The organism is Enterobacter vonholyi, from assembly GCF_040834095.1.
Classification (GTDB): Bacteria; Pseudomonadota; Gammaproteobacteria; order Enterobacterales; family Enterobacteriaceae; genus Enterobacter; species Enterobacter vonholyi.
The window spans coordinates 967036-989882 of the sequence record NZ_CP162152.1 but is presented as its reverse complement, the minus strand read 5'-3'; the positions used below and the strand labels follow the sequence as shown (position 1 = coordinate 989882).

At 58.0% G+C, this 22847-nt stretch carries 19 protein-coding genes; 6 read left to right on the top strand and 13 right to left on the bottom strand.

Annotation, left to right across the window (positions count from 1 at the left end):
• Positions 1-92: 92 nt before the first annotated feature.
• Positions 93-674 (top strand): ACP phosphodiesterase, encoded by a 582-nt coding sequence (acpH, locus tag AB3N39_RS04615; RefSeq protein WP_048030077.1) that lies wholly within the window; start codon positions 93-95, stop codon positions 672-674.
• 127 nt (positions 675-801) lie between these two features.
• On the top strand, positions 802-1404 hold the full coding sequence (locus AB3N39_RS04610) for a peroxiredoxin (protein ID WP_008503347.1): 603 nt from the start codon (positions 802-804) through the stop codon (positions 1402-1404).
• 43 nt (positions 1405-1447) lie between these two features.
• Here the strand turns inward: AB3N39_RS04610 and AB3N39_RS04605 are convergent, their stop codons facing one another.
• The 7 genes from AB3N39_RS04605 to phoB form a co-directional block, all read right to left on the bottom strand.
• Entirely contained in the window at positions 1448-2833 is a 1386-nt protein-coding gene (locus tag AB3N39_RS04605; RefSeq protein ID WP_367897099.1) for a DUF3999 domain-containing protein, read from the bottom strand.
• On the bottom strand, positions 2830-5445 hold the full coding sequence (locus tag AB3N39_RS04600) for a DUF2339 domain-containing protein (protein ID WP_248172681.1): 2616 nt from the start codon (positions 5443-5445) through the stop codon (positions 2830-2832). Before AB3N39_RS04600 ends, AB3N39_RS04605 begins: the two co-directional genes overlap by 4 nt.
• Before the next feature lie 86 nt (positions 5446-5531).
• Positions 5532-7349, bottom strand: a complete 1818-nt coding sequence (gene malZ / locus AB3N39_RS04595; RefSeq protein WP_367897098.1) for a maltodextrin glucosidase — start codon at positions 7347-7349, stop codon at positions 5532-5534.
• A 163-nt stretch (positions 7350-7512) separates the two neighbouring features.
• Positions 7513-8886 (bottom strand): proline-specific permease ProY, encoded by a 1374-nt coding sequence (gene proY, locus AB3N39_RS04590; RefSeq protein ID WP_008503261.1) that lies wholly within the window; start codon positions 8884-8886, stop codon positions 7513-7515.
• An 81-nt stretch (positions 8887-8967) separates the two neighbouring features.
• Positions 8968-10287 carry a branched-chain amino acid transporter carrier protein BrnQ gene (gene brnQ, locus AB3N39_RS04585; protein ID WP_111963434.1) on the bottom strand — a complete coding sequence of 440 codons (1320 nt, stop codon included), beginning with the start codon at positions 10285-10287 and terminating at the stop codon, positions 8968-8970.
• 409 nt (positions 10288-10696) lie between these two features.
• A complete protein-coding gene (gene phoR / locus AB3N39_RS04580) occupies positions 10697-11992 on the bottom strand; it encodes a phosphate regulon sensor histidine kinase PhoR (protein ID WP_045909799.1) in 1296 nt (431 codons plus the stop codon).
• A 21-nt stretch (positions 11993-12013) separates the two neighbouring features.
• A complete protein-coding gene (phoB, locus tag AB3N39_RS04575) occupies positions 12014-12703 on the bottom strand; it encodes a phosphate response regulator transcription factor PhoB (RefSeq protein WP_008503265.1) in 690 nt (229 codons plus the stop codon).
• A 187-nt stretch (positions 12704-12890) separates the two neighbouring features.
• Between phoB and sbcD the strand changes: the two genes are divergently transcribed.
• Both sbcD and sbcC read left to right on the top strand, forming a co-directional pair.
• On the top strand, positions 12891-14096 hold the full coding sequence (sbcD, locus tag AB3N39_RS04570; protein WP_133293870.1) for an exonuclease subunit SbcD: 1206 nt from the start codon (positions 12891-12893) through the stop codon (positions 14094-14096).
• On the top strand, positions 14093-17224 hold the full coding sequence (gene sbcC / locus AB3N39_RS04565; RefSeq protein WP_367897097.1) for an exonuclease subunit SbcC: 3132 nt from the start codon (positions 14093-14095) through the stop codon (positions 17222-17224). The genes sbcD and sbcC overlap by 4 nt, the downstream gene beginning before the upstream one ends.
• 76 nt (positions 17225-17300) lie before the next feature.
• Here the strand turns inward: sbcC and mak are convergent, their stop codons facing one another.
• Positions 17301-18206 carry a fructokinase gene (gene mak, locus AB3N39_RS04560; RefSeq protein WP_111963438.1) on the bottom strand — a complete coding sequence of 302 codons (906 nt, stop codon included), beginning with the start codon at positions 18204-18206 and terminating at the stop codon, positions 17301-17303.
• Positions 18207-18329: 123 nt separating this feature from the next.
• On the opposite strand from mak, the gene rdgC reads away from it, so the two are divergent.
• A complete protein-coding gene (gene rdgC, locus AB3N39_RS04555; protein ID WP_023310540.1) occupies positions 18330-19244 on the top strand; it encodes a recombination-associated protein RdgC in 915 nt (304 codons plus the stop codon).
• A gap of 48 nt (positions 19245-19292) precedes the next feature.
• Here rdgC and ppnP read toward each other — a convergent pair whose 3' ends face one another.
• From ppnP to AB3N39_RS04530, 5 genes are all read right to left on the bottom strand, one after another.
• Positions 19293-19580, bottom strand: coding sequence for a pyrimidine/purine nucleoside phosphorylase (gene ppnP / locus AB3N39_RS04550; RefSeq protein WP_008503270.1), 288 nt, complete (start codon positions 19578-19580; stop codon positions 19293-19295).
• Positions 19581-19651: 71 nt separating this feature from the next.
• Positions 19652-20329: an AroM family protein gene (locus tag AB3N39_RS04545; protein WP_111963439.1), complete on the bottom strand. Its 678-nt coding sequence runs from the start codon at positions 20327-20329 to the stop codon at positions 19652-19654.
• A 237-nt stretch (positions 20330-20566) separates the two neighbouring features.
• Positions 20567-20758: a protein YaiA gene (yaiA, locus tag AB3N39_RS04540; protein ID WP_023334675.1), complete on the bottom strand. Its 192-nt coding sequence runs from the start codon at positions 20756-20758 to the stop codon at positions 20567-20569.
• A gap of 44 nt (positions 20759-20802) precedes the next feature.
• Positions 20803-21327, bottom strand: a complete 525-nt coding sequence (gene aroL / locus AB3N39_RS04535) for a shikimate kinase AroL (RefSeq protein ID WP_032639634.1) — start codon at positions 21325-21327, stop codon at positions 20803-20805.
• Positions 21328-21471: 144 nt separating this feature from the next.
• Positions 21472-21930 (bottom strand): YaiI/YqxD family protein, encoded by a 459-nt coding sequence (locus AB3N39_RS04530; protein WP_010428006.1) that lies wholly within the window; start codon positions 21928-21930, stop codon positions 21472-21474.
• 97 nt (positions 21931-22027) lie between these two features.
• Between AB3N39_RS04530 and proC the strand changes: the two genes are divergently transcribed.
• On the top strand, positions 22028-22837 hold the full coding sequence (gene proC / locus AB3N39_RS04525) for a pyrroline-5-carboxylate reductase (RefSeq protein WP_111963440.1): 810 nt from the start codon (positions 22028-22030) through the stop codon (positions 22835-22837).
• Positions 22838-22847 lie beyond the last annotated feature (10 nt).

Genomic DNA, 22847 nt, shown 5'->3' with positions numbered 1-22847 from the left:
GACGTATACTCGTGACTTAAAAACAGGCGGCATAGTCTAGTGCTCACACCCTTTTGCTGCAACAACTAGCCGCCCCCGGACAAATAAAACGCATGAATTTTCTCGCTCACCTGCATCTCGCGCACCTTGCTGACAGCTCCCTCTCGGGCAATTTGCTGGCCGATTTCGTACGCGGTAATCCCGCAGAAGACTACTCCCCTGAGGTTGTCGACGGGATTTTTATGCACCGCCGCATCGACGTGCTGACGGATAAGCTGCCGGAAGTGACGGAAGCCAAAGCGTGGTTTCGGCCGGAAACGCGCCGCGTTGCGCCGATCACGCTTGACGTGATGTGGGATCACTTTCTGTCGCGCCACTGGGAGCAGCTGTCGCCGGAGATGCCCTTGCCGGCGTTTGTGCGCTATGCCCACCAGCAGGTGTCGATCATTCTGCCCGACTCGCCGCCGCGCTTTGTGAATCTGAATAACTACCTGTGGTCAGAACGCTGGCTGGAGCGCTATCGTGAGATGGACTTCATCCAGAACGTGTTGAACGGGATGGCGAGCCGTCGCCCGCGCCTGGATGCGCTGCGGGATTCCTGGTATGACCTGGATGAACATTACGACGCGCTGGAGACCCGCTTCTGGCAATTCTATCCACGCATGATGGTGCAGGCGAAAAATAAACAGCTGTAACAGAATTCACATTGATAGGTAAAAGCTGGCGGAACGATTGTCACCACCTCTTTGTCTTATCGATGCACACTCTCTATACTGGCTCGCGTTGCGTTCCAAATAACCTTAGTATCTACAGGAGAATCATATGGTTCTGGTAACTCGTCCGGCTCCGGATTTTACAGCTGCAGCAGTTCTGGGCAACGGTGAAATCGTTGAAAACTTCAACTTCAAACAGCACACCAACGGTAAAGCGACCGTTCTGTTCTTCTGGCCAATGGACTTCACTTTCGTTTGCCCGTCTGAGCTGATCGCTTTCGACAAACGTTATGAAGAATTCCAGAAGCGTGGCGTGGAAGTTGTTGGCGTCTCCTTCGACTCTGAGTTTGTACACAACGCATGGCGTAACACCCCTGTCGACAAAGGCGGCATCGGTGCGGTGAAATACGCAATGGTTGCGGACATCAAACGCGAAATCCAGCAGGCTTACGGTATCGAACATCCGGACGCTGGCGTTGCGCTGCGCGGTTCCTTCCTGATCGACGCGAACGGCATCGTTCGTCACCAGGTTGTGAACGATCTGCCGCTGGGTCGTAACATCGACGAAATGCTGCGCATGGTTGACGCGCTGCAGTTCCACGAAGAGCACGGCGAAGTGTGCCCGGCTCAGTGGGAAAAAGGTAAAGAAGGTATGGCTGCTTCCCCAGACGGCGTAGCTAAATACCTGTCTGAGAACGTATCCAGCCTGTAATCGGCACGGTTTACGAAAAAGGCCCGCTTATGCGGGCCTTTTTTTATGCCTTACGCTGCGTCTCTCGCCAGATGCGCCAGGCCATGCCCGCCAGCAGGATCACGCCCGCAATCAGTACGCCCCATACCAGCAGGGCGTTCAGCCAGCTCGCCCGCTCACCTGCAGAGGTGGCGTTCAGCCGCCCCTCGCCGCCCAACGCGACATCATCCACAATATCGGCCTGCGGCAGGTTCGCCATATCATAGGTCTTGCGCAGGTCGGCTGGGATCAGCATGTCAGGCTCCACGCTGGCAGGCTTTGCGGCACCGTTGCCCCATGCGAGAACGTACGGCGCTTTCCCCTGCGCGTTGAACACAAGATCATAGCGGTCGCGATGCCCCGTGACGCTCGGCAGGTATTCTGGCAGACACGCATTCAGCGTCGTGATTTTCACTGCCTGCACCAGGCCCCCGCTAAGCGAAACCGGTCCGGACGTTTTCCCCTCCAGACGGTAAATCACCTCTTTCTTCAGGGGGTGCCATGCCTCTTTTTCGGTACTCCGCCACGCTATCTCCACGGGAAGGACGCCATCGCCGTTCAGCGAGATGCTGACAGCACTCAGCGGCTGCGGGCACGCCCAGCGCCACTGAGCTTCACTTGTCGATAGCTGCTCACCTTCCCCTTCAAGACTAATCTCTTCCGGGGCCGCCCGGGCAGGTGCGCTGATTGCGTTTACGCCGGTCAACGTTACCCCCTGGCTCTGCGTATTCAGCACCACCATGAGATAGCGATTCGCATCGGGAGATAAAACCGTATCGGTATCGAGCCGATCGAGCTTAAGACGATCCTGACCGCTGACGACGTCCAGCAGCGGCATATCCTCGCGCAGGGTATACCACCGCTTGAGATCCTCGCTGTAATAGACCGACGCCGTTCCCTGCCACGGCGTCTCATGGGTATTCCAGAGGAGCTGCAGCTGGGATATAGCCAGCTCACCCGTCGTCTGCTCCGGCAGGGTCAGCAGGTAATGTTGCCCGACAGCGGCGGCTTTTTGCCCCTCCAGCACAATCTCAATGCCGTTTCGGGAACGGAGCCGGATCTTATCGCTGTCACCGGCGTCTGAGGCAGCCGCGAGCGGCGAGGCATCCAGCGGAAAGAGGCGCAGCGCCGTGGACTGCGCTGTCGCCTGCGGGCGCGTCGCGGCGATCAGGCTAAAGGGAACCGGCTCACCCGACTGGTTAAAGACGCGGACATCGTGCAGATCCGGCGACGTGCTTTGCTCATAGACGGCAAGCGGCAGCATTACCCGATACCACCGGGAAGGAACGGACGTGTCGAGTGAACGACCAAAGGCATAGTCACGGGGCGATTCCGTTGGTATTTCGTCGCAGAACGCCGGGCCGGAAAGCGCCAGTAGCGCGGTACACGCAACCGCTTTCATCCATTTCATTTTTCATCTCCTGTTTTTGGCGGTAGCGGCGAGAAATAGCCCACTATCAGTACCAGTATCGCCACGCCGATAAACGCCACCGCGCGCGACAGACCGCCTCCGCCCGCGCTGTCCACCAGCATCAGTTTCACCATCACCACACCCAGCAGCGCGGCACCGCAAAGCCACTCCTGCCGGGAAGCCCTGCGGGTGGCATGGATCATGACCACCAGCGCGCTCAACATCCAGAACAGGGCAAAGCTTGTCTGGATCAGCCGCGAATCCCACAGCGATGCCATATTCCAGGCCACGTCGCCGTACCAGGCCAGGGCGCGCATCAGCACACCGTTTAGCCACCAGAAGCCAAACGCCATAATCGCGACGGCAGGCCACGGGCGCGCTTGCGCAAGCCATGACGGGTAGTAGCGATCCACCACCCGATAAAAGACCACCAGCCCCAGCAACGCGAACGCAGCACCTTCCTCGAGCGGGTTCACCAGCGGCAGCCAGGTCTGACGATAGACCACGCCGTCCTGGAAATTGGTCACCACCAGCAATACCAGCAGCGCCACGACGACAGGGATCGGTGCCAGACACGCATAGAGCGCAGGCCACTCCCGGAACGGCCACACGCGACGCCGTACGGCTGCAGAAAGTGCCATAATAATCCCGCCACCTGCGGCCATCGCTAATCCGCTTCCCCAGGCCGCCATTCCCCACGGCAGAGACCGGGCAAACCAGTAAAGCTCCGCGGCCAGCGCCAGCAAAATCATCCAGAACAGCGACAAATGCAGCCCCATCGCGATGCGCGGCAGGAGTCTTTCACCATCGCGCCGCAACAGCATTAGCGCGGCAGGAAGCGCAACGCACCAGGCCAGGTTTGACCAGCCGGCGGTAACGATCTGCTGATGCCAGAGCTGATAACCCACCATCAGCAGCATAACCGGCCACAGCAGCCATTTGCTGGCGTTCAGCTCCCGCCACGTCAGGCGAGCAGCCACCTGCCGCCAGCCCCAGACCGACGCCGCCGTCAGCGCCAGCACGCCCGCCAGAATCGGTAATTCCTTCGTCAGTACCAGCTGCGACGCGCCCAGCTGCGCCACTATCCAGAACAGCAGCCCGCCTGCCAGCAGCGCCCAGCTGACCGGCAGGAAGAGAGTCCGCCACAGCCAGGCCGCAGCCAGCCAGCAAAGGCTGAGGATGGCGAAGATGAGGAACAGGCTCAGCGCCGTAACGCCGTCCGTTTGTGCCCACAGCGCGCTACCGAGCGCCAGCACCAGCAGCGCCGTCCCGCTATAGCTCATGCGACGCTGATGCTGCTGCACGCCCAGCCAGAGAATCCCCAGCCCCTCCAGCGCCCAGGCCATCGCCGTCCAGCGCGCCGACAGCGCCAGCGGAATGGCGAGCGTGGCAAACCCGCCGCCGATCGCCAGCGCCGCCATGACCAGCGGTCGTCCGAGGGAGGGATAGCGACGCAGCGCGAGGTATGCGAGGGTGAGATAAAATGCTCCGTATCCCAGCGCGCTCAGCGCCGGGCCATATTCCCAGTGTCGGGTCATGCCGTACTGCATCCCGAAGCCGATCAGCGGCGGGGCGAACAGCAGCACGCCGTCGATAATCTGCTTCCCTTTCTCCTGCGCCCGCAGCGACAGCGCCACGCTCAGCACGCCGAATATCAGCGTATTGGCAATCAGGAACAGCTGGCAGATCCAATAGTCTTCAGGCTGGTAGTCATTCAGCCCCCACAGGCCGCCCACGCCGAACGTAAACAGCAGCCCGAGCAGGTTCAGCTCGCGCCAGTGCTGCCAGATGCTGATCGCGAGAATGCCGATGGACAGCAGAAGATAGAAAGAGAAAAGTGCGACAAAGCTACCGCCCCCAGTAGATAAGAGCAGCGGCGCGAGATATCCGCCAAGGCTCGCCAGCATGGCAAGACTCAGCGCCTTCTGCAGCACCGCCAGCCCGACGCTCGCCGCGCAAATCACTACCAGCAGCGTAAAGGCCAGCGTCATCGGCAACATTTGCCAGAGCCGGAATGCACCAAACACCGTCAGGTAGAGCACGCCGGTCGCCCCGCCCTGGAGGATCAGCGCATAGACGCGCTGCCTGTGCCGCACCCGCCACCCAATCGCCAGCAGAACAACGGCAAACAGCGCCGTTGCCACGAGGCGCAGCTCAAGCGGGAACAGGGAATGTTCGACGGTATAGCGCAGCAGAAAAGAGAGGCCGAGGAAGAGCAGCAGAATGCCAAGCTTCGCCAGCGGATTGCCCTGCATGAACCAGCGCGCAAGCGACGTCAGGATGCCGCCAAAGGCTGAAGGCTGTTTTGCCGCTGGCGCAGGCGCCAGAGCGGGTTCTGCCACCGCTGCGGGAATATCGGGTCGCCAGGGGTCGACAGGCGCGGGAGCGTCCTCCACCACTGGCGCGGTAATTGCCTCCGGCGCGGCGGTCTGCACCGGTTCCGACGCGTTCTGAGGCACGCCGCGCTGCTCAAGCGCCTCTATGCGCTGGCGCAGCAGGGCTATCTCCTGCCGCGCTGCCGTACTTCGGTTAAACCCGATAACCGCAAGCACGGGCGCAACCAGCAGCGCAAAAACCAGGAATAAACAGCCAAGGATGTAAAGCTCGTCCATGTTTCCACCTTCACCGTAAACGATCTGTTAAGATTGACACAAATCGTTGCATTTGCGCCATCTTAAAAGGTGGAAACATTAGCGCATTAGCTGCCGAACCAGATCGTCGCGGATATCGCAGGCAGCGCCAGCACGCCGTCCTGAATCGTGGCCTTGCCCTCTTTACTCTTCCACGCTGCCACCTTCAGCAGCGGCGAATCATCCAGCACCACTTCGCAGGCCTCGCCCCGGTTTATCGCCACCAGCACGCGCTGCTGGTTATAGATGCGAGCAAACACCACCACGTTATCGTGGGCGTACACCACCTGACAGCCGCCATAGCGCAGGGCGAGACTCTGCTTACGCAGCTTCGCCAGGCGCTGATACAGGCTGAACAGCACCTTGTCCTGTTTCGCTGGCTCCCAGGGGAAAGTTTTGCGGCAGAACGGATCGTTGTTGCCGTCCAGCCCCACCTCGTCTCCGTAGTAGATACACGGCACGCCCGGCCAGGTAAAGAGCCAGGTCACCGCCAGCGGCAGACGCGCAACATCCTTGCCGAGCAGGGATTTAAAGCGCGCGGTGTCGTGACTATCGAGCTGGTTAAACATCCGCAGCTGCTGCTGATGCGACAGCCCGGCGCGGTAGTTCTCCATCCACGCCATGCAGGTTTCCGCGTCGATATGATTTGGATCGTAGGAGATATCGGTGTTGGCGAGGAATCCCCACAGCGGGAAGGTAAAGCCGCGATAGTTCATCGCCGCATCTTCCGCATCATTCTGCAACCACTGGCGCGCGTCACCAAAGTGCTCGCCAAAAACGAACGCCTCCGGCTGAGCCGCTTTCGCCGAGCGCGTGATCCCGGCGACGTGCTGAAGGTTATTCCGCGCTCCGCCCGCTTCACCGAGCATATGCACCACGTCCAGGCGCCAGCCGTCCATATTCCATGGTGCCTTCAGCCAGTGGCGCACGATGCTGTCTTCCCCGCCGTAAATCTCGTTCACCAGAGACGGCGACTGGAAATCCAGCTTCGGCAGGCTTGGGTAACCCAGCCAGTCCAGCGCACGCCCCTCCTCGTTAAAGCTGTACCAGTCGCGCTGCGGCGAGTCCGGGTTATGACATGCCCCGTCCATCGACTGGTTATGCCGGTCAAACCACGTATGCGAATCTCCGCTGTGGTTGAACACGCCGTCCAGAATCAGGCGCATGCCTTCGTTTTGGGTGTTCCTACGCAGGCGCAGCAGCGCCTCGTCACCGCCAAACTGCGCGTCAACGTGGCGATAATCTTCGGTATCGTATTTGTGTACGCTCGGGGCTTTAAACACCGGGTTGAGATACAGCGCCGTCACGCCGAGTTTTTTCAGGTACGGCAGCTTTTCGCTGATGCCGTCGAGATCGCCGCCGTAGAAGGTCGATCCGCCCGCCTGCGCGGTTAATGGCTCGTCCCACGCTTTCAGAATAATGTCATGACCCGCCGCATGGTGGTGATAGATCTTATCCTGGTCGGCAGTGCGCTTTTCGCTGCGCGCAAAACGGTCCGGGAAAATCTGGTAAAAGACCTGATCGTTAACCCACTGCGGGCCGTTATCCGGGTAATCGACCGCAAACTGTTCCAGCCGTGCGGGCGGGAAACGATTAAATCCCTGCGGGGTAAACCACAGCTGGCGGTTGTTCCATAAAAGCTTAAAGCTGTAACGGCGGCGCGGCTGCCCGCTGCGCAGGTCGATATTCGCCCGCCAGGCCGTGATGCCAGGCTGCGGCTGGCTGCGCAGCTTGTGCATTTTCAACCCGGTCTCTTCGTTATCGATTTCGGCGCGGAGCGTCACGCGTTCAGGCTGATTTTCCCCCGCCAGCCAGAGCGTAATCACAAGGTTGTCTTTGTTTTGCTTAACAAATGGGGCAACCGGAAGGTGCCAGGCGTTTAACATCACGAATCCCCTTTGATGAAATTGACGTCACCTTGCCACAGGGTGGTTAAGGATAGCTCACCATGATGGGATTTATTGGGGGAGGAGGACGGGGGAGGAGGCACCAGTGCAGCCGGATGCCCTCACCCCAACCCTCTCCCACAAGGAGAGGGAGAAAAAAAGATTACTGCGCTTCCGCCAGCTGACGGTCGCGGCGGCATTTAAACACCCAGCCCACCAGCAGCAGCACAATCCACGCGCAGCCCACGTACAGTGAAATGCGGGTGTCCGGATGGTAGCCAATCAGGCCAATGATAAACACCAGGAAGATCAGCCCCACGACGGTCGTCGCAACGCCGCCCGGTACTTTGAACTTCAGCGCTTTCGCCTCATCCGGCGACAGGCGACGGCGGAAGGCAATCTGCGACAGCAGGATCATGATCCACACCCAGACGGTTGCGAAGGTCGCCAGGGATGCAATCACCAGGAAGACGTTCTCCGGCATGATGTAGTTCAGGTAAACCGAGAACAGCAGCGCCACGGTCATCACCACGACGGTCACCCACGGCGTGCCGCGGCGTGAGGTTTTGGCGAACACCTTCGGCGCACTGCCCTGCTCCGCCATGCCGTGCAGCATACGGCCTACGCCAAAGACGTCACTGTTAATCGCCGAAAGCGACGCGGTCAGCACCACAAAGTTCAGAATGCTGGCCGCAAACGCAATGCCCATATGCTGGAAGGTCAGGACAAACGGGCTACCGTTGGTGCCTACCTGATTCCACGGGTAAATGGACATGATCACGAACAGCGTACCCACGTAGAACACCAGAATACGCATCGGCACAGAGTTGATGGCGCGCGGAATGGATTTCTCCGGATCTTTCGCTTCCCCGGCGGTGATACCGATAATCTCGATACCGCCGTAGGCGAACATCACCATCTGCAGCGACATCACCATCCCGAGCCAGCCGTTGCTGAAGAAGCCGCCGTTGCTCCAGAGGTTGTGGATCCCGGTCGGCTGCCCGCCGTTGCCAATCCCCCAGATAATAATCCCGAAACCGGCCACAATCATGATGATGATGGTCGCGACCTTGAAGAAGGAGAACCAGAACTCCAGCTCGCCGAACACCTTCACGCTCATCAGGTTGACGGCGCAAATGATCAGCACCACGCTCAGCACCCAAATCCAGTGCGGTACCGCCGGGAACCAGACGCCCATGTAGATGCCAAACGCCGTCACGTCGGCAATCGCAACAATCAGGATTTCGAAGCAGTAGGTCCAGCCGGTGATAAACCCGGCCAGCGGGCCGAGGTTTTCCTGCGCGTAGCGGGAGAATGAGCTGGCGGAGGGGTTGTGAACCGACATTTCGCCGAGGGCGCGCATGATGATATACGCCGCCACGCCGCCGATAATGTACGCCAGCAGAACGCTAGGACCGGCCATTTTGATGGCATCTGCCGAGCCATAAAAAAGACCGGTGCCGATAGCAGAGCCCAGCGCCATAAAGCGGATGTGGCGCGTGCTCAATCCACGTTTAAGTTTGTTAGTGCTTTCCATTTAAATCTTGCCATTCAACACGAAAAAAACAAAAAACCACGGGGCCTTAAGCCCCGTGGTTAAACAGTTTGTTGCCGTTGATTAATGAGCGTTCGATGCGACCTGACGCCCTGCAGCACGGTCCCAGATAATCGCCAGAACCAGTGCAACAACGGTAGGCATCAACCAGGCCAGACCCTGCTCGGACAGCGGCAGACGCTGTGTCCATGCCGGCAGTATGTGCGCGAAAGCTGATGCTTTAATCCCGTCAAGGATACCAAAAATCAGGCTGATAAACATGGCTGGCGCAATAATTCGTGAAGAGTTGTTCCACCACGGACGAGTAAAGCTCAGCACTACCAGTACGATGCACGGCGGATAAATCGCCGTCAACACCGGAATAGAGACCTGAATCAGGTGGCTCAGACCGAGGTTAGACACCGCCATGGAGAAGATACCGAGGATAAACACCAGGGTGCGGTAAGAAAGCGGCAGATACTGTGCAAAGAACTCTGCGCAGGCGCAGGTCAGGCCAACCGCGGTAACCAGACAGGCCAGGAAGATCAGCGCTGCCAGCAGCATACTGCCCGCACCGCCGAAGGTGTGCTGCACGTAGGCGTGAAGGATAGCCGCACCGTTGGCGTTCTGCTCAACCAGCATGGCGCTATCGGAACCCAGACGGAACAGCGCCAGATACAGCAGGGTCAGCCCCACACCAGCCATCAGGCCGGCCCAGATGGTGTAGCGGGTCAGCAGACGCGCTTCGGTCACACCGCGGGAACGCGCGGCGTTAACGATAACGATACCAAACACCATCGCGCCTAGCGTATCCATCGTCAGGTAGCCGTTCACGAAGCCGTTAGAGAACGCGGCATTTTTATAGGCGTCCATCGCGTCGCTAATCGGGCCGGCGGGCCAGACGATGGCCGCTACCGCCAGAACAATCAGCGCCACAATTTTCAGCGGAGCCAGGAAGTTACCCACGGTATCCAGCAGCTTGCCCGGATAGAGGGAAACCAGAATCACGATCGCGAAGTAGATCAGGCTGTAGATAAACAGCGGCATCGCGCCGTCACCGGTCAGGGGAGCAATACCCACTTCGAAGGACACGGTTGCCGTACGCGGGGTCGCAAACAGCGGGCCAACGGCGAGATAGCAGACGGTTGCCAGCAGAACGCCCGCCACTTTGCCAATCGGGGTGCTGAGGCTATCAACACCGCCGCCGACTTTCGCCAGCGCGATGACGGTCAGCACCGGCAGACCCACGGCAGTAATCAGGAAACCAAACGCGGCGGTCCAGACGTGTTCACCCGCCTGTAAGCCAACCATTGGAGGGAAAATGATGTTGCCTGCGCCAACGAACAGCGCAAATGTCATAAAGCCCAGCGCGATGATGTCACGCGATTTTAAGTGATGGGTCATAAAACCTTACTGCCTGTGGATGTGGTGTTGAAAACATTGAGATTTTCGATATCCCTCACGGGACGATACAGCCGAAAATTTGCTCAATTTCAGCGGGAAATGCTCCCGTCCTGGCGTGGAGAAGAATAGTTTTTCGATTTACCACGCAAATACAGTCGGTCTGACAGTATCTGGGGCGCAATTTAAACGCTTATAACGTTTAAAGGCAAGGTGGAATCGCAAAACCAGAACAATATGCCAGCATGAAAACACGCACCAGCACAATACGCTGTTTATAAGAAAAACCCATGGCTAATCATGCGAACAAAAAACAGCCAGCCGTATAAAATTCATCCGCGTTTCGCTTGACTGCAAAGCAAACGGGCCAGCGATGGCTGACCCGTGGAAAGGTAAAATGACACGCCCGCCGTCAGGCGATCTTTTTGGCAATTAATCGTTCCGGAATAACGAAACTGAAGCGGGTTCCTTTACCCAGCGTACTCTGAATATCGAGACGGCTTTCATGGTGATTCACCGCGTGTTTCACAATTGCCAGCCCCAGGCCGCTTCCGCCCGTCTGGCGCGATCGCGCTTTATCCACACGGTAGAAGCGCTCGGTCAGACGCGGAATATGCTCCGGCGCAATCCCCGGCCCGTTGTCCTCCACGCTAAACTCGGCCCCCGTTGGGGTATGGTGCCAGCGCACCACGATATCCGTCCCCTCCGGCGTATGATTCACCGCGTTATACACCAGGTTGGAAATGGCGCTGCGCAGCTCATCTTCGCTGCCCAGCACCTTCAGCGTGTTGTCGACGTCAAAGGTCAGGTGATGCTTTTTGTGGCTTAACGTCTGCGCTTCACGCTCCACGACCCGCAGCATCATCGGGACATCAATGGTGTCATTTAGCGCGAGCGTTGGCGCCGCTTCAATCTTCGAGAGCGTCAGCAGCTGCTTCACCAGGCCTTCCATCCGGTGCGTTTGCTCGCGCATGGTGTGCAGCGCTTTTTCACGCGGCGCACCTTCCAGCGTTTGCTCCTGCATCATCTCCAGGTAGCCCTGCAGCACGGTCAACGGGGTTCGCAGTTCGTGGCTGACGTTGGCGAAGAAGTTGCGACGCGCCCCTTCCAGCTGGTGCATCTGGGTAACATCGCGCGCCACCATCAGCCACTGCTTATCGCTGTAGGGCATCACGCGTATTTCCAGATGGCGGCCATTATTGAGCTTCAGATTGTGCGGACGGGTGAAATCACGCTTTTTCAGATACAGCGTGAACTCGGGATAGCGCAGAAGGTTGAGGATATTCTGGCCATTGTCATCCGGCCAGCGCAGGCCCAGCAGCTGCTGCGCCAGGCCGTTACACCAGAAGATCGTCCCTTCTTCGGTGGTCAGGATCACGGCATCCGGCAGCGATTCTGCACCGCTGCGAAAACGCTTAATCAGGCTTCCCAGCTCGCGGCGACGCTTTTTATTACGCATCTGCATCTGATGCAGACCGTAAAGCAGCGGCTCCCAGCTGCCGCTTCCCGGCGGCGGCGTCATGCTTCGGTCAACCCACAGCCACCAGGAGAGGCGCAGCAGATTCCAGAAATGCCAGATCAACAGCCCGGTGACCGACGCCAGCAGAAACCACGGCAGGTGTCCAAGAAAGGCCCCCAGAATGAAGGCCGGAATACAGCATAAGATCAGTTCAAAGACGAGCCTTTTCCATGACAGACGTTCCAGCACGCGTCATACTCCTGTCATTGTTCAGAAACGGGTAGAAAAACGATAACCCGTGCCGCGGACCGTCTGCACCATGCGATCGTGGCCGCTCAATTCCAGTGCTTTTCGCAGGCGGCGAATATGTACATCAACCGTCCGGTCTTCGACATACACGTTAGTTCCCCAGACGTTATTCAGCAACTGCTCGCGGCTGTAAACGCGCTCCGGGTGGGTCATAAAGAAGTGCAGGAGTTTAAATTCGGTAGGCCCCATGTCGAGGGGATTTTCACCGGTCATCACACGGTGAGAAGTAGGATCAAGGCTCAGCCCCTGCATTTCGATCACCTCTTCCACCGCCATCGGCGAAATACGGCGCATCACGGCTTTAATGCGAGCCACCAGCTCTTTTGGGGAGAACGGTTTAGTAATGTAATCGTCCGCACCGGTCTCCAGACCGCGCACGCGATCCTCTTCTTCTCCGCGCGCCGTGAGCATCACAACCGGGATATCGCGGGTCAGCGCTTCACGCTTCAGGTGTTTGATAAACTGCAGTCCGGAGCCGCCGGGCAACATCCAGTCCAGCAGAATCAGATCGGGCCAGGGTTCATTCAGCTGGTTCACTGCGCTGTCATAATCTTCCGCTTCAACCGGCTGGAAGCCGTTTTGCTCGAGCACGAAGCACACCATTTCACGAATTGGAGCTTCATCTTCTACGACCAGAATACGTCTCGCCATACTTTGCCCTGTCTTATCTTATTTACGTTACAAGTTTGTAATTCGGCGCCATTATGCGTCAGATTTATGACAGATTTATGAAAAACAGTACCACTATAAATGGCAAACTGTTGTTTTATTACAGCGGTTATTTTCCCTTCTCTGAACGTTTATAATCCTGCTTTCTCTTTTTTGCCACGGATCAGCTATGCGCATACTACACACCTCGGACTGGCATCTGGGTCAAAATTTTTACAGCAAAAGCCGTGCGGCTGAACATGAAGCGTTCCTGGGCTGGCTGCTGGAAACGGCCCGGACGCATGAGGTGGACGCGATTATCGTGGCGGGAGATATTTTTGATACCGGCTCGCCGCCGAGCTACGCGCGCGAGCTGTACAACCGCTTCGTGGTGAATTTGCAGCAAACAGGGTGTCATCTGGTGATTGTCGCCGGCAACCACGATTCCGTCGCAACGCTGAATGAATCCCGCGACATCCTGGCGTTTCTCAATACCACCGTCGTCGCCAGCGCCGGGCACGCCCCGCAGATCCTGAAAAAACGCGACGGGTCGCCGGGGGCGGTGCTGTGTCCGATACCGTTTTTACGTCCGCGCGACATCGTGCAAAGCCAGGCGGGGCTGTCGGGTGCGGAAAAGCAGCAGCATTTATTACAGGCCATCACCGACTATTACCACCAACAGCACGCCGAAGCCTGTGCACTGCGGGGTGACCAGCCGATTCCGGTGATTGCAACCGGGCATCTCACCACGGTCGGGGCCAGTAAAAGTGACGCCGTGCGTGACATCTATATCGGCACGCTGGATGCCTTTCCGGCGCAAAACTTCCCGCCAGCCGACTACATCGCGCTCGGCCACATCCACCGCGCTCAGGTCATCGGCGGCTGCGAGCATATCCGCTACTGTGGCTCACCTGTTTCGCTCAGCTTTGACGAAACGGGCAAAGCCAAATCCGTGCATCTGGTGAGTTTTAGCGAGGGCAAACTCAGCGCCGTCGAGACGCTGGAGGTGCCCGTCACCCAGCCGCTGGCGGTGCTGAAGGGCGATCTCGACGCCATTTCCACCCAGCTGGAGCAGTGGCGCGGCGTCGAGCAAGATCCCCCCGTCTGGCTGGATATCGAAATCACCACCGACGACTACCTGCACGATATGCAGCGAAAAATCCAGGCACTGACCGAAGACTTACCGGTAGAGGTGTTACTGGTGCGCCGCAGCCGCGAGCAGCGCGAGAAAATTCTGTTAAGCGCTCAACGCGAAACGCTCAGTGAGCTTCGGGTTGAAGAGGTGTTTGAACGCAGGCTCTCGCAGGAGGAAATCGACGACACGAAGCGCGCAAGGCTCAGCGAACTGTTCAGCCATACCCTGCACGCGCTCAATGATGAGGAAGAAAACGCGTGAAAATTCTGAGCCTGCGCCTGAAAAATATCAACTCCCTCAAGGGCGAGTGGAAAATTGACTTTACCGCTGAGCCGTTTGCCAGCAACGGGCTGTTTGCCATCACCGGCGCGACCGGGGCAGGTAAAACTACCCTGCTCGACGCCATCTGTCTGGCGCTTTATCACGAAACGCCGCGCCTGAATAAGGTCTCCCAGGCGCAAAACGATCTGATGACGCGCGACACCGCCGAGTGCCTGGCGGAAGTGGAGTTCGAGGTAAAAGGCATCGCCTACCGCGCCTTCTGGAGCCAGAACCGGGCGCGCAACCAGTCTGACGGGAACCTGCAGGCACCGCGCGTTGAGCTGGCGCGCTGCGAAGATGGCAAAATCCTGGCCGACAAAGTGACGGATAAACTGGAGCAAACCGCCGCGCTCACCGGGCTGGACTATGGCCGCTTTACCCGCTCGATGCTGCTCTCACAGGGGCAGTTTGCTGCCTTCCTCAACGCCAAACCGAGCGATCGTGCCGAGCTACTGGAAGAGCTGACCGGCACCGAGATCTACGGCCAGATTTCCGCCATGGTGTTTGAAAAACACAAAGCCGCCCGCAGCGTGCTTGAAAAATGCGAGGCGCAGGCGGCGGGCGTCGTGCTGTTGAGTGAAGAGCAACAGCAGCAGTTACAGCAAAGTTTGCAGGCACTTACTGACGAAGAGAAAATCCTGCTGGAACAGCAGCAAAGCCAACAGAAAGATTTTCAGTGGCTTACGCGCCATGAAGAGCTCGTAAGAGAGCAACAGCGCGTCAACGCGCTCCAGCAGCATGCGCAACAGGCGCTGGCGGACGCAGCACCTCAGCTGGCAAAACTCCAGCTTGCTCTGCCCGCCGCCCAGCTTCGACCGCTTTGGGAGCATCAGCAGGAACAAACCGCACGCCTGACGCAAACGCAGCAGCGTATTATCGAAGTAAATACTCGCTTACAAGCCAGAACCGCGCTGCGTTCGCGTATTCGCAATACCGCCCTGCGTAACCACGAGCAGCTTCAGACCGAACTGACGGCGCTGGCGCAGTGGCTGGCGGAGCACGAGCGTTATCGCCTGCTGGGGCAGGAGATCGCCGGATGGCGTGCCCAGTTCTCGCAGCTTAACCGCGATAAAACGCAGTTAGCCTCGCTTGCGGCGCGGATAAGTGAATTACGCAACAGGCTGGTTGCGATGCCGGAAAATGCGCTGACGCTAACGGCGGACGAAGTCAGCGTAGCCATGGAGCAGCAGTCCCGGTCACGCACGCTGCGCCAGCAGCTGACGTCGCTGCATGCCCGCTATCAGCCGCTGCAAAAGCGCCTGCGTCAGAGCGGTGAAAGCGTGCAGAAGGCGCAGGCCGAACAAAATAAACTCAATGAAACGCTGACGCTGCGCCGCCAGCAGTACAAAGAAAAAAACCAGCACTATCTCGACCTGAAAGCCCTGTGCGAAACCGAAGCAACAATCAAGAAGCTGGAGCATTACCGTTCGCAGCTTGAGGCGGGTAAACCCTGTCCGCTGTGCGGTTCCTGCGAACATCCGGCCGTTGAGCAATATCAGTCGCTTGAGCTGACGGATAACCAGCGCCGCCGTGATGCCCTGGAAAAAGAGGTCGCCGCGCTTAAAGAGGAAGGCCTGCTGGTGCTGGGACAGGTTAATGCCCTGACTCAGCAGATCCAGCGTGAAACAGACGACGCGCAGACGCTTTCTCAGGAAGAGCAAGCGCTCACTAAAGAGTGGATGGCGGCCTGCACGTCCCTGAACATTGCGTTGAATATTCAGGATGATATCGCGCCATGGCTGAACGAACAGGAACAGTACGAGCGCCAGCTTTATCAGCTCAGCCAGCGGCTGACCCTGCAGAACCAGTTGAACGAACAGGAAGCGCAGGAGCGGCAGTATCAGCAGCAGCTGGCGGCCACGCGCCAGGCGCTAGAACATGCCCTGCTCGCGCTCTCACTTAACGCACCTGAAGAGGGTCAGGAAGCCGCCTGGCTTCAGGCCCGTGAAGCTGAATTCGCGCAGTGGCAGGAGAAGCAAGCGCAGCACGGCGTGCTTCAGGAACGCATAAACGCCCTGAAGCCGCTGCTCGACGCGCTTCCGGCAACGAACAGCGAAGACGCCGAACCGGTTATCCCTGATAACTGGCGCGCCATCCACGACGAATGCGTGTCGCTGCAAAGCCAGCTCACCGCGCAGCAGCAGCAGGAAAAGCTGGAGCAAGAGCGACTGCAGCAGTCGCAGACGCAGTTCAGCGCGGCGCTCTCGGCGAGCTGCTTTGCCGATCGGGAGGCGTTTCTTGCCGCCCTGCTGGATGACGATGCCATTCGCCACCTCGAACAGCGAAAGCAGTCGCTGGAAAACCAGATACAGCAGGCCGCGGCCCTTTGCGATCAGGCGAACCAACAGCTGCAGTCTCATCTGGCGCTGCGGCCGGAAGGGCTCAACGAAGATGCTCCTGCGCTGCAAAGCCAGCTGCAGCAGCTGGCGCAACGGCTGCGCGAGAACACCACGCATCAGGGTGAGTTCCGTCAGCAGCTTAAGCAGGACAGCGATAACCGGCAGCATCAGCTGGCGTTGATGCAGGAAATTGAAGAGGCCGCGCGCCAGGCAGACGACTGGGGGTACCTGAACGCGCTGATCGGCTCGAGCACCGGCGACAAGTTCCGCAAGTTCGCCCAGGGGCTGACGCTGGACAATCTTGTCTGGCTTGCTAACCAGCAGCTTAACCGTCTACACGGGCGTTATTTATTGCAGCGTAAGGCCAGCGACGCGCTGGAGCTGGAAGTGGTGGATACGTGGCAGGCGGATGCGGTTCGCGATACCCGCACGCTCTCAGGCGGCGAGAGCTTCCTGGTCAGCCTGGCACTGGCGCTGGCGCTTTCCGATCTTGTGAGTCATAAAACGCGGATCGATTCCCTGTTCCTGGATGAAGGGTTCGGCACGCTCGACAGTGAAACGCTGGATACCGCGCTGGATGCGCTCGACGCACTGAACGCCACCGGGAAAACCATCGGCGTGATCAGCCACGTAGAGGCGATGAAAGAGCGTATTCCGGTGCAGATCAAGGTGAAGAAAATTAACGGGCTGGGGTATAGCAGGCTGGATAAGGAATTTGCGGTGGGGTGAAGGGTGGAACGGTACGTTCTGGTGCCCCTCACCCTTGCCCTCTCCCACAGGGAGAGGGAATAAACACTATTTGCTTTTATTCCGGCCACAGCCACGCCGCGCCGCGCACGCCGCTGGAGTCACCGTGGACAGCTTTGCGGATCGGAGTTTCACACTCGCCGCCGAAAACCCACTGTTTCACCAGGTTCGGTACCGTGGCGTACAGCCGGTCGACGTTGCTCATGCCGCCGCCGAGCACAATCACGTCCGGATCGAGAATATTCACCACGTGGGCCAGAGATTTCGCCAGCCGCATTTCGTAGCGGCTCAGCGCCAGCTCCGCCACCGGATCCTGCGCTTCGACCAGACGCATGATCTCATTACCCTTGAGCGGCTGGCCGCTCAGGCGATGGTAGTCGGTCGCAAAACCGGTACCGGAGATAAACGTCTCAATACAGCCCTGTTTTCCGCAGTAGCACGGCACTTCAGCGCGGTATTTAAGCTCGTCTTCATCCATCCACGGCAGCGGGTTGTGACCCCACTCACCCGCGGTGCCGTTACCGCCGATATGGGCGCGTCCGCCAAACGCCACGCCCGCACCGCAGCCGGTACCGACGATCACGGCAAACACGGTCTGGGCACCTGCCGCCGCGCCGTCGATGGCCTCGGAGACCGCCAGACAATTAGCGTCGTTGGCCAGACGCACTTCCCGGTTCAGACGTTGGCTCAAATCTTTATCGAACGGCTGACCGTTGAGCCAGGTGGAGTTGGCATTTTTAACCACGCCGGTATACGGCGAGATCGACCCCGGGATCCCCATCCCTACGCTCCCGGTTTGCCCTGTCGCCTGCTCGGCCATCTCAACCAGTTGGGCAATCGTCTCGATAGTCTGGCGATAATCATCGCGCGGCGTTGGCAGACGATGGCGAAACAGCTGCTGCCCCTGCTCGCTCAGCGCGATGACTTCTGTTTTGGTGCCGCCCAAATCGATCCCAATACGCACAAGACTCTCCTCATTATTTTGATTATCAACAGAGTAGAAGCACGCATCCCGATTAGCAATGCAAGCGATGCGACAATTCGTTATCATGCCCGCTGATTTAACGACAAGGCCGTGGAAATTATCATGCTGTGGTTCAAAAATTTGATGGTTTACCGTCTCAGCCGCGACGTTTCGCTGCGTGCAGAAGAGATGGAAAAACAGTTAGCCGCTTATACCTTTTCCCCTTGCGGTAGCCAGGATATGGCAAAAACCGGTTGGGTTCCGCCAATGGGTTCACAAAGCGATGCACTGACCCACGCCAGCAGCACGGGTCAAATTATCGTCTGTGCCCGTAAAGAAGAGAAAATCCTGCCGACGCCGGTGGTTAAGCAGGCGCTCGAGGCGAAAATTTTTAAGCTAGAAGCCGAACAGGGCCGCAAGCTGAAAAAAACCGAAAAAGATTCGCTGAAGGACGAAGTACTGCACTCCCTGCTGCCGCGCGCCTTTAGCCGCTTCAGCCAGACCATGATGTGGATCGACACCGTCAACGGGCTGATCATGGTGGACTGCGCCAGCGCCAAGAAAGCAGAAGATACGCTGGCCCTGCTGCGCAAAAGCATCGGATCTTTACCGGTCGTTCCGCTGGCGCTGGAAACGCCGATCGAGCTGACGCTGACCGAATGGGTACGCAGCGGCGCTGCGGCCCAGGGCTTCCAGATCCTTGATGAAGCCGAGCTGAAAGCCCTGCTGGAAGATGGCGGCGTGATCCGCGCGAAGAAGCAGGATCTGGTCAGCGACGAGATCGCCGTACACATCGAAGCGGGTAAAGTGGTCACCAAGCTGGCGCTCGACTGGCAGCAGCGCATCCAGTTCGTGATGTGCGACGACGGCTCCGTGAAGCGTCTGAAGTTCTGCGACGAGCTGCGCGATCAGAACGAAGATATCGACAGAGAAGATTACGCCCAGCGTTTTGACGCGGATTTCATCCTGATGACCGGCGAGCTGGCCGCGTTGATTCAGAATCTGGTGGAAGGTCTCGGCGGCGAAGCGCAGCGATAACGGGCAAAACGTAGGCCGGGTAAGCGTTAGCGCCACCCGGCTAATTTTTTATTTCAGGTAGCGGCACAGATAAGAGGTGGGCTCAGCCACCTGCAAATGAAATTCGCTGTGGCCAGGGACGTTGAAAACTTGCCCGGCAGCGTAAACTTTCCATTCCGTTTCGCCCGGCAGCAGGACGTTCAGCGCACCGCTGACGACCGTCATTTCTTCCGCTTCCGCCGTGCCAAAGGTGTATTCCCCTTCCGCCATTACGCCAACGCTGGCGCGGCCAGTGCTGCTGCTGGTAAAACCAATGGATTTCACTTTACCGGAAAAGTATTCGTTACTCTGAAGCATGAACTGGCCCTTATATTTTTAAATAAAAATTCACTATAGGGGCCATGCTCATCACCTGTCACGCAAAATCATTACACGAGCAGTTCCGAGGCCAGGCGAGCCATCAGTACGTTGGATAACAGCACCGGGACATCCAGCGCTTTTTGCAGTAAATCACGATGATGCTGGTGGAAACCCAGGCAGTCCAGAATCAGGACATCGGCCCCTCTCTCCAGCAGTTCCTTCCCGGCAGCAATGAGTTTGGCCTCACTGTCCCAGAACGGATTGGCCAGCGCGTACAAGGGCACTTTTTCCAGCACGTGCCATTTTGCCTCCTGGTTATCCATGAGTTCCTCGATGGGGACAATCACCCCCACCTGATGACCATCCACGATGGAGGCCACCAGCGGCGGAATGATCCTCATCGGTTCCAGTAAAATCGCATTGCGCGCCATCAGCCCCTTAATGGGAGCCGTGCTCATCAGCAAAATAACGTCATAACCTTGATTATCGAGCACTTCTATCACGCCCTGCAGCGAGCGCTCGATTTTCTGGCGTGAAACGTGCGCCAGTTTACCGTCACTTAATAACGTCGCCAGGGGATCCTCCCCCGCCTCGACAGCGTAGTCCTCCATGACCTCTTCCCGACTCATCTTCCCCAACAGGCTAAGATGCGTTATCTGTTGTTCAGATACATGCTCGGTTAAGAGCGGTAACACTTCGCTTACAGGGACCACACCAATGGTGAGGATCGCCAACGTTGCCTTCATCTTTATCGCCTTCCATTACTCCAACATCGTGCACACAGGTACAGGCTCACTACGCTGCACAGTTCGTTTTTTCAACAAAACAGCACCAAGCGTAGCAGGTGATCCCGACATCGAAATGTAAAGATCGCCTGCCGATACCAGAGTTACTTGTAATAACTAAATATTAACTCCTGCTTAACTTTCACGATGAGTAAAAAGTGTGATTCAGGCACGATCCTGGAGCGTTTAGGAAAACATTCAGGTTATATCGGGATCTTCATAGCGCCGTTTCGCATCCAGCGCTTCCTGTTCAGTCTCGTGTTCACTGATCAGCGAGTCCGGCTTGGGGTGATCGGCACGCAGTTGATACCAGGTCACGGTATGACCCGTATGGCCTTTTTCAACAGTAACAATGCGCGCTTCACGCGGATAGGGAGGTCTGGTTGGCATAGCTCATCCTTTTTTTATGTCTGAGCTATAAGTATAGACGCCGCTTAGCTGGCACAAGCCAAACGCAGGGCGGTAATAATCTGAATCACAACGTCTTCAGGAGAGGCTGACGCATCCACCACGTGGTGAGCCGCTTCGCGGTATAACGCATCGCGTTCCGCCAGCACTTCACTCACCTCTTCGTTCAGCGGCCTGGAGGTCAGCGCAGGGCGTTGTCCCTCTTCCGGAAAGGCTTCCAGACGCCCAACCAGGGCCGACACCGGCGCGCTAAGGTAGATCACAATCCCCTTTTCGCGCATAAAGTGACGATTACACTCCGCCAGAACAATGCCACCCCCGGTCGCGATCACGGCAGACGGGGTGGTGACCGCTTTCAGCGCGGCCGTTTCGCGCGCGCGAAAGCTCTCCCATCCCTCTTGCTCAACAATCTCAGCGATGGTTTTTCCGGCCTCGGTTTGCAGCCAGTGGTCGGTATCCACAAACTGGCGATGACACACGCGTGCCAGCTCCAGGCCAACGGTGGTTTTCCCACAGCCGCGGGGGCCAACTAAAAAGATGGGTTGGGTCATAGCCAGGTGTTCCCCTTGATGCCGGATGGCTGAAGAGTGTAAAGAAATAATTGCAGAAGATGTTGCGATTACTTTACTGCAAAGCGGTACGGGATGACAACCCTGTGGAAGCCACACTGTACCACAAATTGACAATAATTATCATTACGCTGTGCGGCGCTTCACCTCCAGCAGCCATTTATCCAGTTCGGCAGCAAACTGCTGACGATCGCGCTGTGACAGGCTGTCCGGTCCCCCGGTCTGCACGCCGCTGGCCCGCATCGTATCCATAAAATCGCGCATGGTGAGCTTCTCGCGAATGGTCGACGGCGAGTATCGCTCTCCGCGCGGATTGAGCGCCGCGGCCCCTTTTTCCAGCACTTCGGCAGCCAGCGGAATATCCGCCGTGATCACCAGATCCTCCGCGCTGCACAGGCGGACAATTTCGTTATCCGCCACGTCGAACCCGGCCGGCACGCGTAAAGAGCGGATGAAGCGCGAAGGCGGTACGCGAATATTCTGGTTCGCCACCAGCGTCAGCGGCATCTGAACGCGCTCGGCGGCGCGAAATAAAATCTCTTTAATCACATTCGGACACGCGTCCGCATCAACCCAAATCGCCATATTGTCTCCCCATAATAACTCTGCCGACTATTGTCGCCTGCATTTCGTTGTTAAGCTATCAATCAGAGAAAACAACGCATAATGACGGAGAATCGTGATGGACAAGAAAATCGGGTTTATCGGCTGCGGTAACATGGGCAAAGCCATCCTGGGCGGCCTGATCGCCAGCGGGCAGGTGCTGCCGGGTCAGATTTGGGTCTATACCCCGTCACCGGACAAGGTCGCCGCGTTGCGCGATCAGTACGGGATCAACGCCGCCGAAAGCGCGCAGGAAGTGGCCCAGGTCGCCGATATCGTCTTTGGCGCCGTCAAGCCGAACATCATGATCAAAGTACTGAGCGATATCACCTCCAGCCTGAATAAAGAGACGCTGGTGGTGTCGATTGCCGCGGGCGTCACCCTCGATCAGCTGGCGCGCGCGCTCGGTCACGATCGTAAAATCGTCCGCGCGATGCCCAACACCCCTTCGCTGGTCAACGCCGGCATGACCTCCGTCACGCCTAACGCGCTGGTGACCTCAGAAGAAGTGGCTGATGTACTGAACATTTTCCGCTGCTTCGGCGAAGCAGAAGTGATTGCCGAATCGATGATCCATCCAGTGGTCGGCGTCAGTGGATCAGCACCTGCGTATGTCTTCATGTTTTTAGAAGCGATGGCCGATGCCGCCGTGCTTGGCGGAATGCCGCGCGCCCAGGCGTATAAGTTCGCCGCGCAGGCCGTCATGGGCTCCGCCAAAATGGTGCTGGAGACCGGCAAACACCCGGGTGAACTGAAAGATATGGTCTGCTCCCCTGGCGGTACCACCATTGAAGCGGTGCGGGTGCTGGAGGAGCGCGGGTTCCGCTCGGCCGTCATTGAGGCAATGGCAAAATGCATGGAAAAATCAGAGAAGCTGAGTAAATCCTGATTTCTGACCG

Excerpts from the sequence above, each read along its gene's own strand:
- acpH (WP_048030077.1), top strand. The coding sequence starts at position 93 with ATGAATTTTCTCGCTCACCTGCATCTCGCGCACCTTGCTGACAGCTCC.
- AB3N39_RS04610 (WP_008503347.1), top strand. The coding sequence starts at position 802 with ATGGTTCTGGTAACTCGTCCGGCTCCGGATTTTACAGCTGCAGCAGTT.
- AB3N39_RS04605 (WP_367897099.1), bottom strand. The coding sequence starts at position 2,833 with ATGAAATGGATGAAAGCGGTTGCGTGTACCGCGCTACTGGCGCTTTCC.
- AB3N39_RS04600 (WP_248172681.1), bottom strand. The coding sequence starts at position 5,445 with ATGGACGAGCTTTACATCCTTGGCTGTTTATTCCTGGTTTTTGCGCTG.
- malZ (WP_367897098.1), bottom strand. The coding sequence starts at position 7,349 with ATGTTAAACGCCTGGCACCTTCCGGTTGCCCCATTTGTTAAGCAAAAC.
- proY (WP_008503261.1), bottom strand. The coding sequence starts at position 8,886 with ATGGAAAGCACTAACAAACTTAAACGTGGATTGAGCACGCGCCACATC.
- brnQ (WP_111963434.1), bottom strand. The coding sequence starts at position 10,287 with ATGACCCATCACTTAAAATCGCGTGACATCATCGCGCTGGGCTTTATG.
- phoB (WP_008503265.1), bottom strand. The coding sequence starts at position 12,703 with ATGGCGAGACGTATTCTGGTCGTAGAAGATGAAGCTCCAATTCGTGAA.
- sbcD (WP_133293870.1), top strand. The coding sequence starts at position 12,891 with ATGCGCATACTACACACCTCGGACTGGCATCTGGGTCAAAATTTTTAC.
- rdgC (WP_023310540.1), top strand. The coding sequence starts at position 18,330 with ATGCTGTGGTTCAAAAATTTGATGGTTTACCGTCTCAGCCGCGACGTT.
- ppnP (WP_008503270.1), bottom strand. The coding sequence starts at position 19,580 with ATGCTTCAGAGTAACGAATACTTTTCCGGTAAAGTGAAATCCATTGGT.
- AB3N39_RS04545 (WP_111963439.1), bottom strand. The coding sequence starts at position 20,329 with ATGAAGGCAACGTTGGCGATCCTCACCATTGGTGTGGTCCCTGTAAGC.
- yaiA (WP_023334675.1), bottom strand. The coding sequence starts at position 20,758 with ATGCCAACCAGACCTCCCTATCCGCGTGAAGCGCGCATTGTTACTGTT.
- aroL (WP_032639634.1), bottom strand. The coding sequence starts at position 21,327 with ATGACCCAACCCATCTTTTTAGTTGGCCCCCGCGGCTGTGGGAAAACC.
- AB3N39_RS04530 (WP_010428006.1), bottom strand. The coding sequence starts at position 21,930 with ATGGCGATTTGGGTTGATGCGGACGCGTGTCCGAATGTGATTAAAGAG.
- proC (WP_111963440.1), top strand. The coding sequence starts at position 22,028 with ATGGACAAGAAAATCGGGTTTATCGGCTGCGGTAACATGGGCAAAGCC.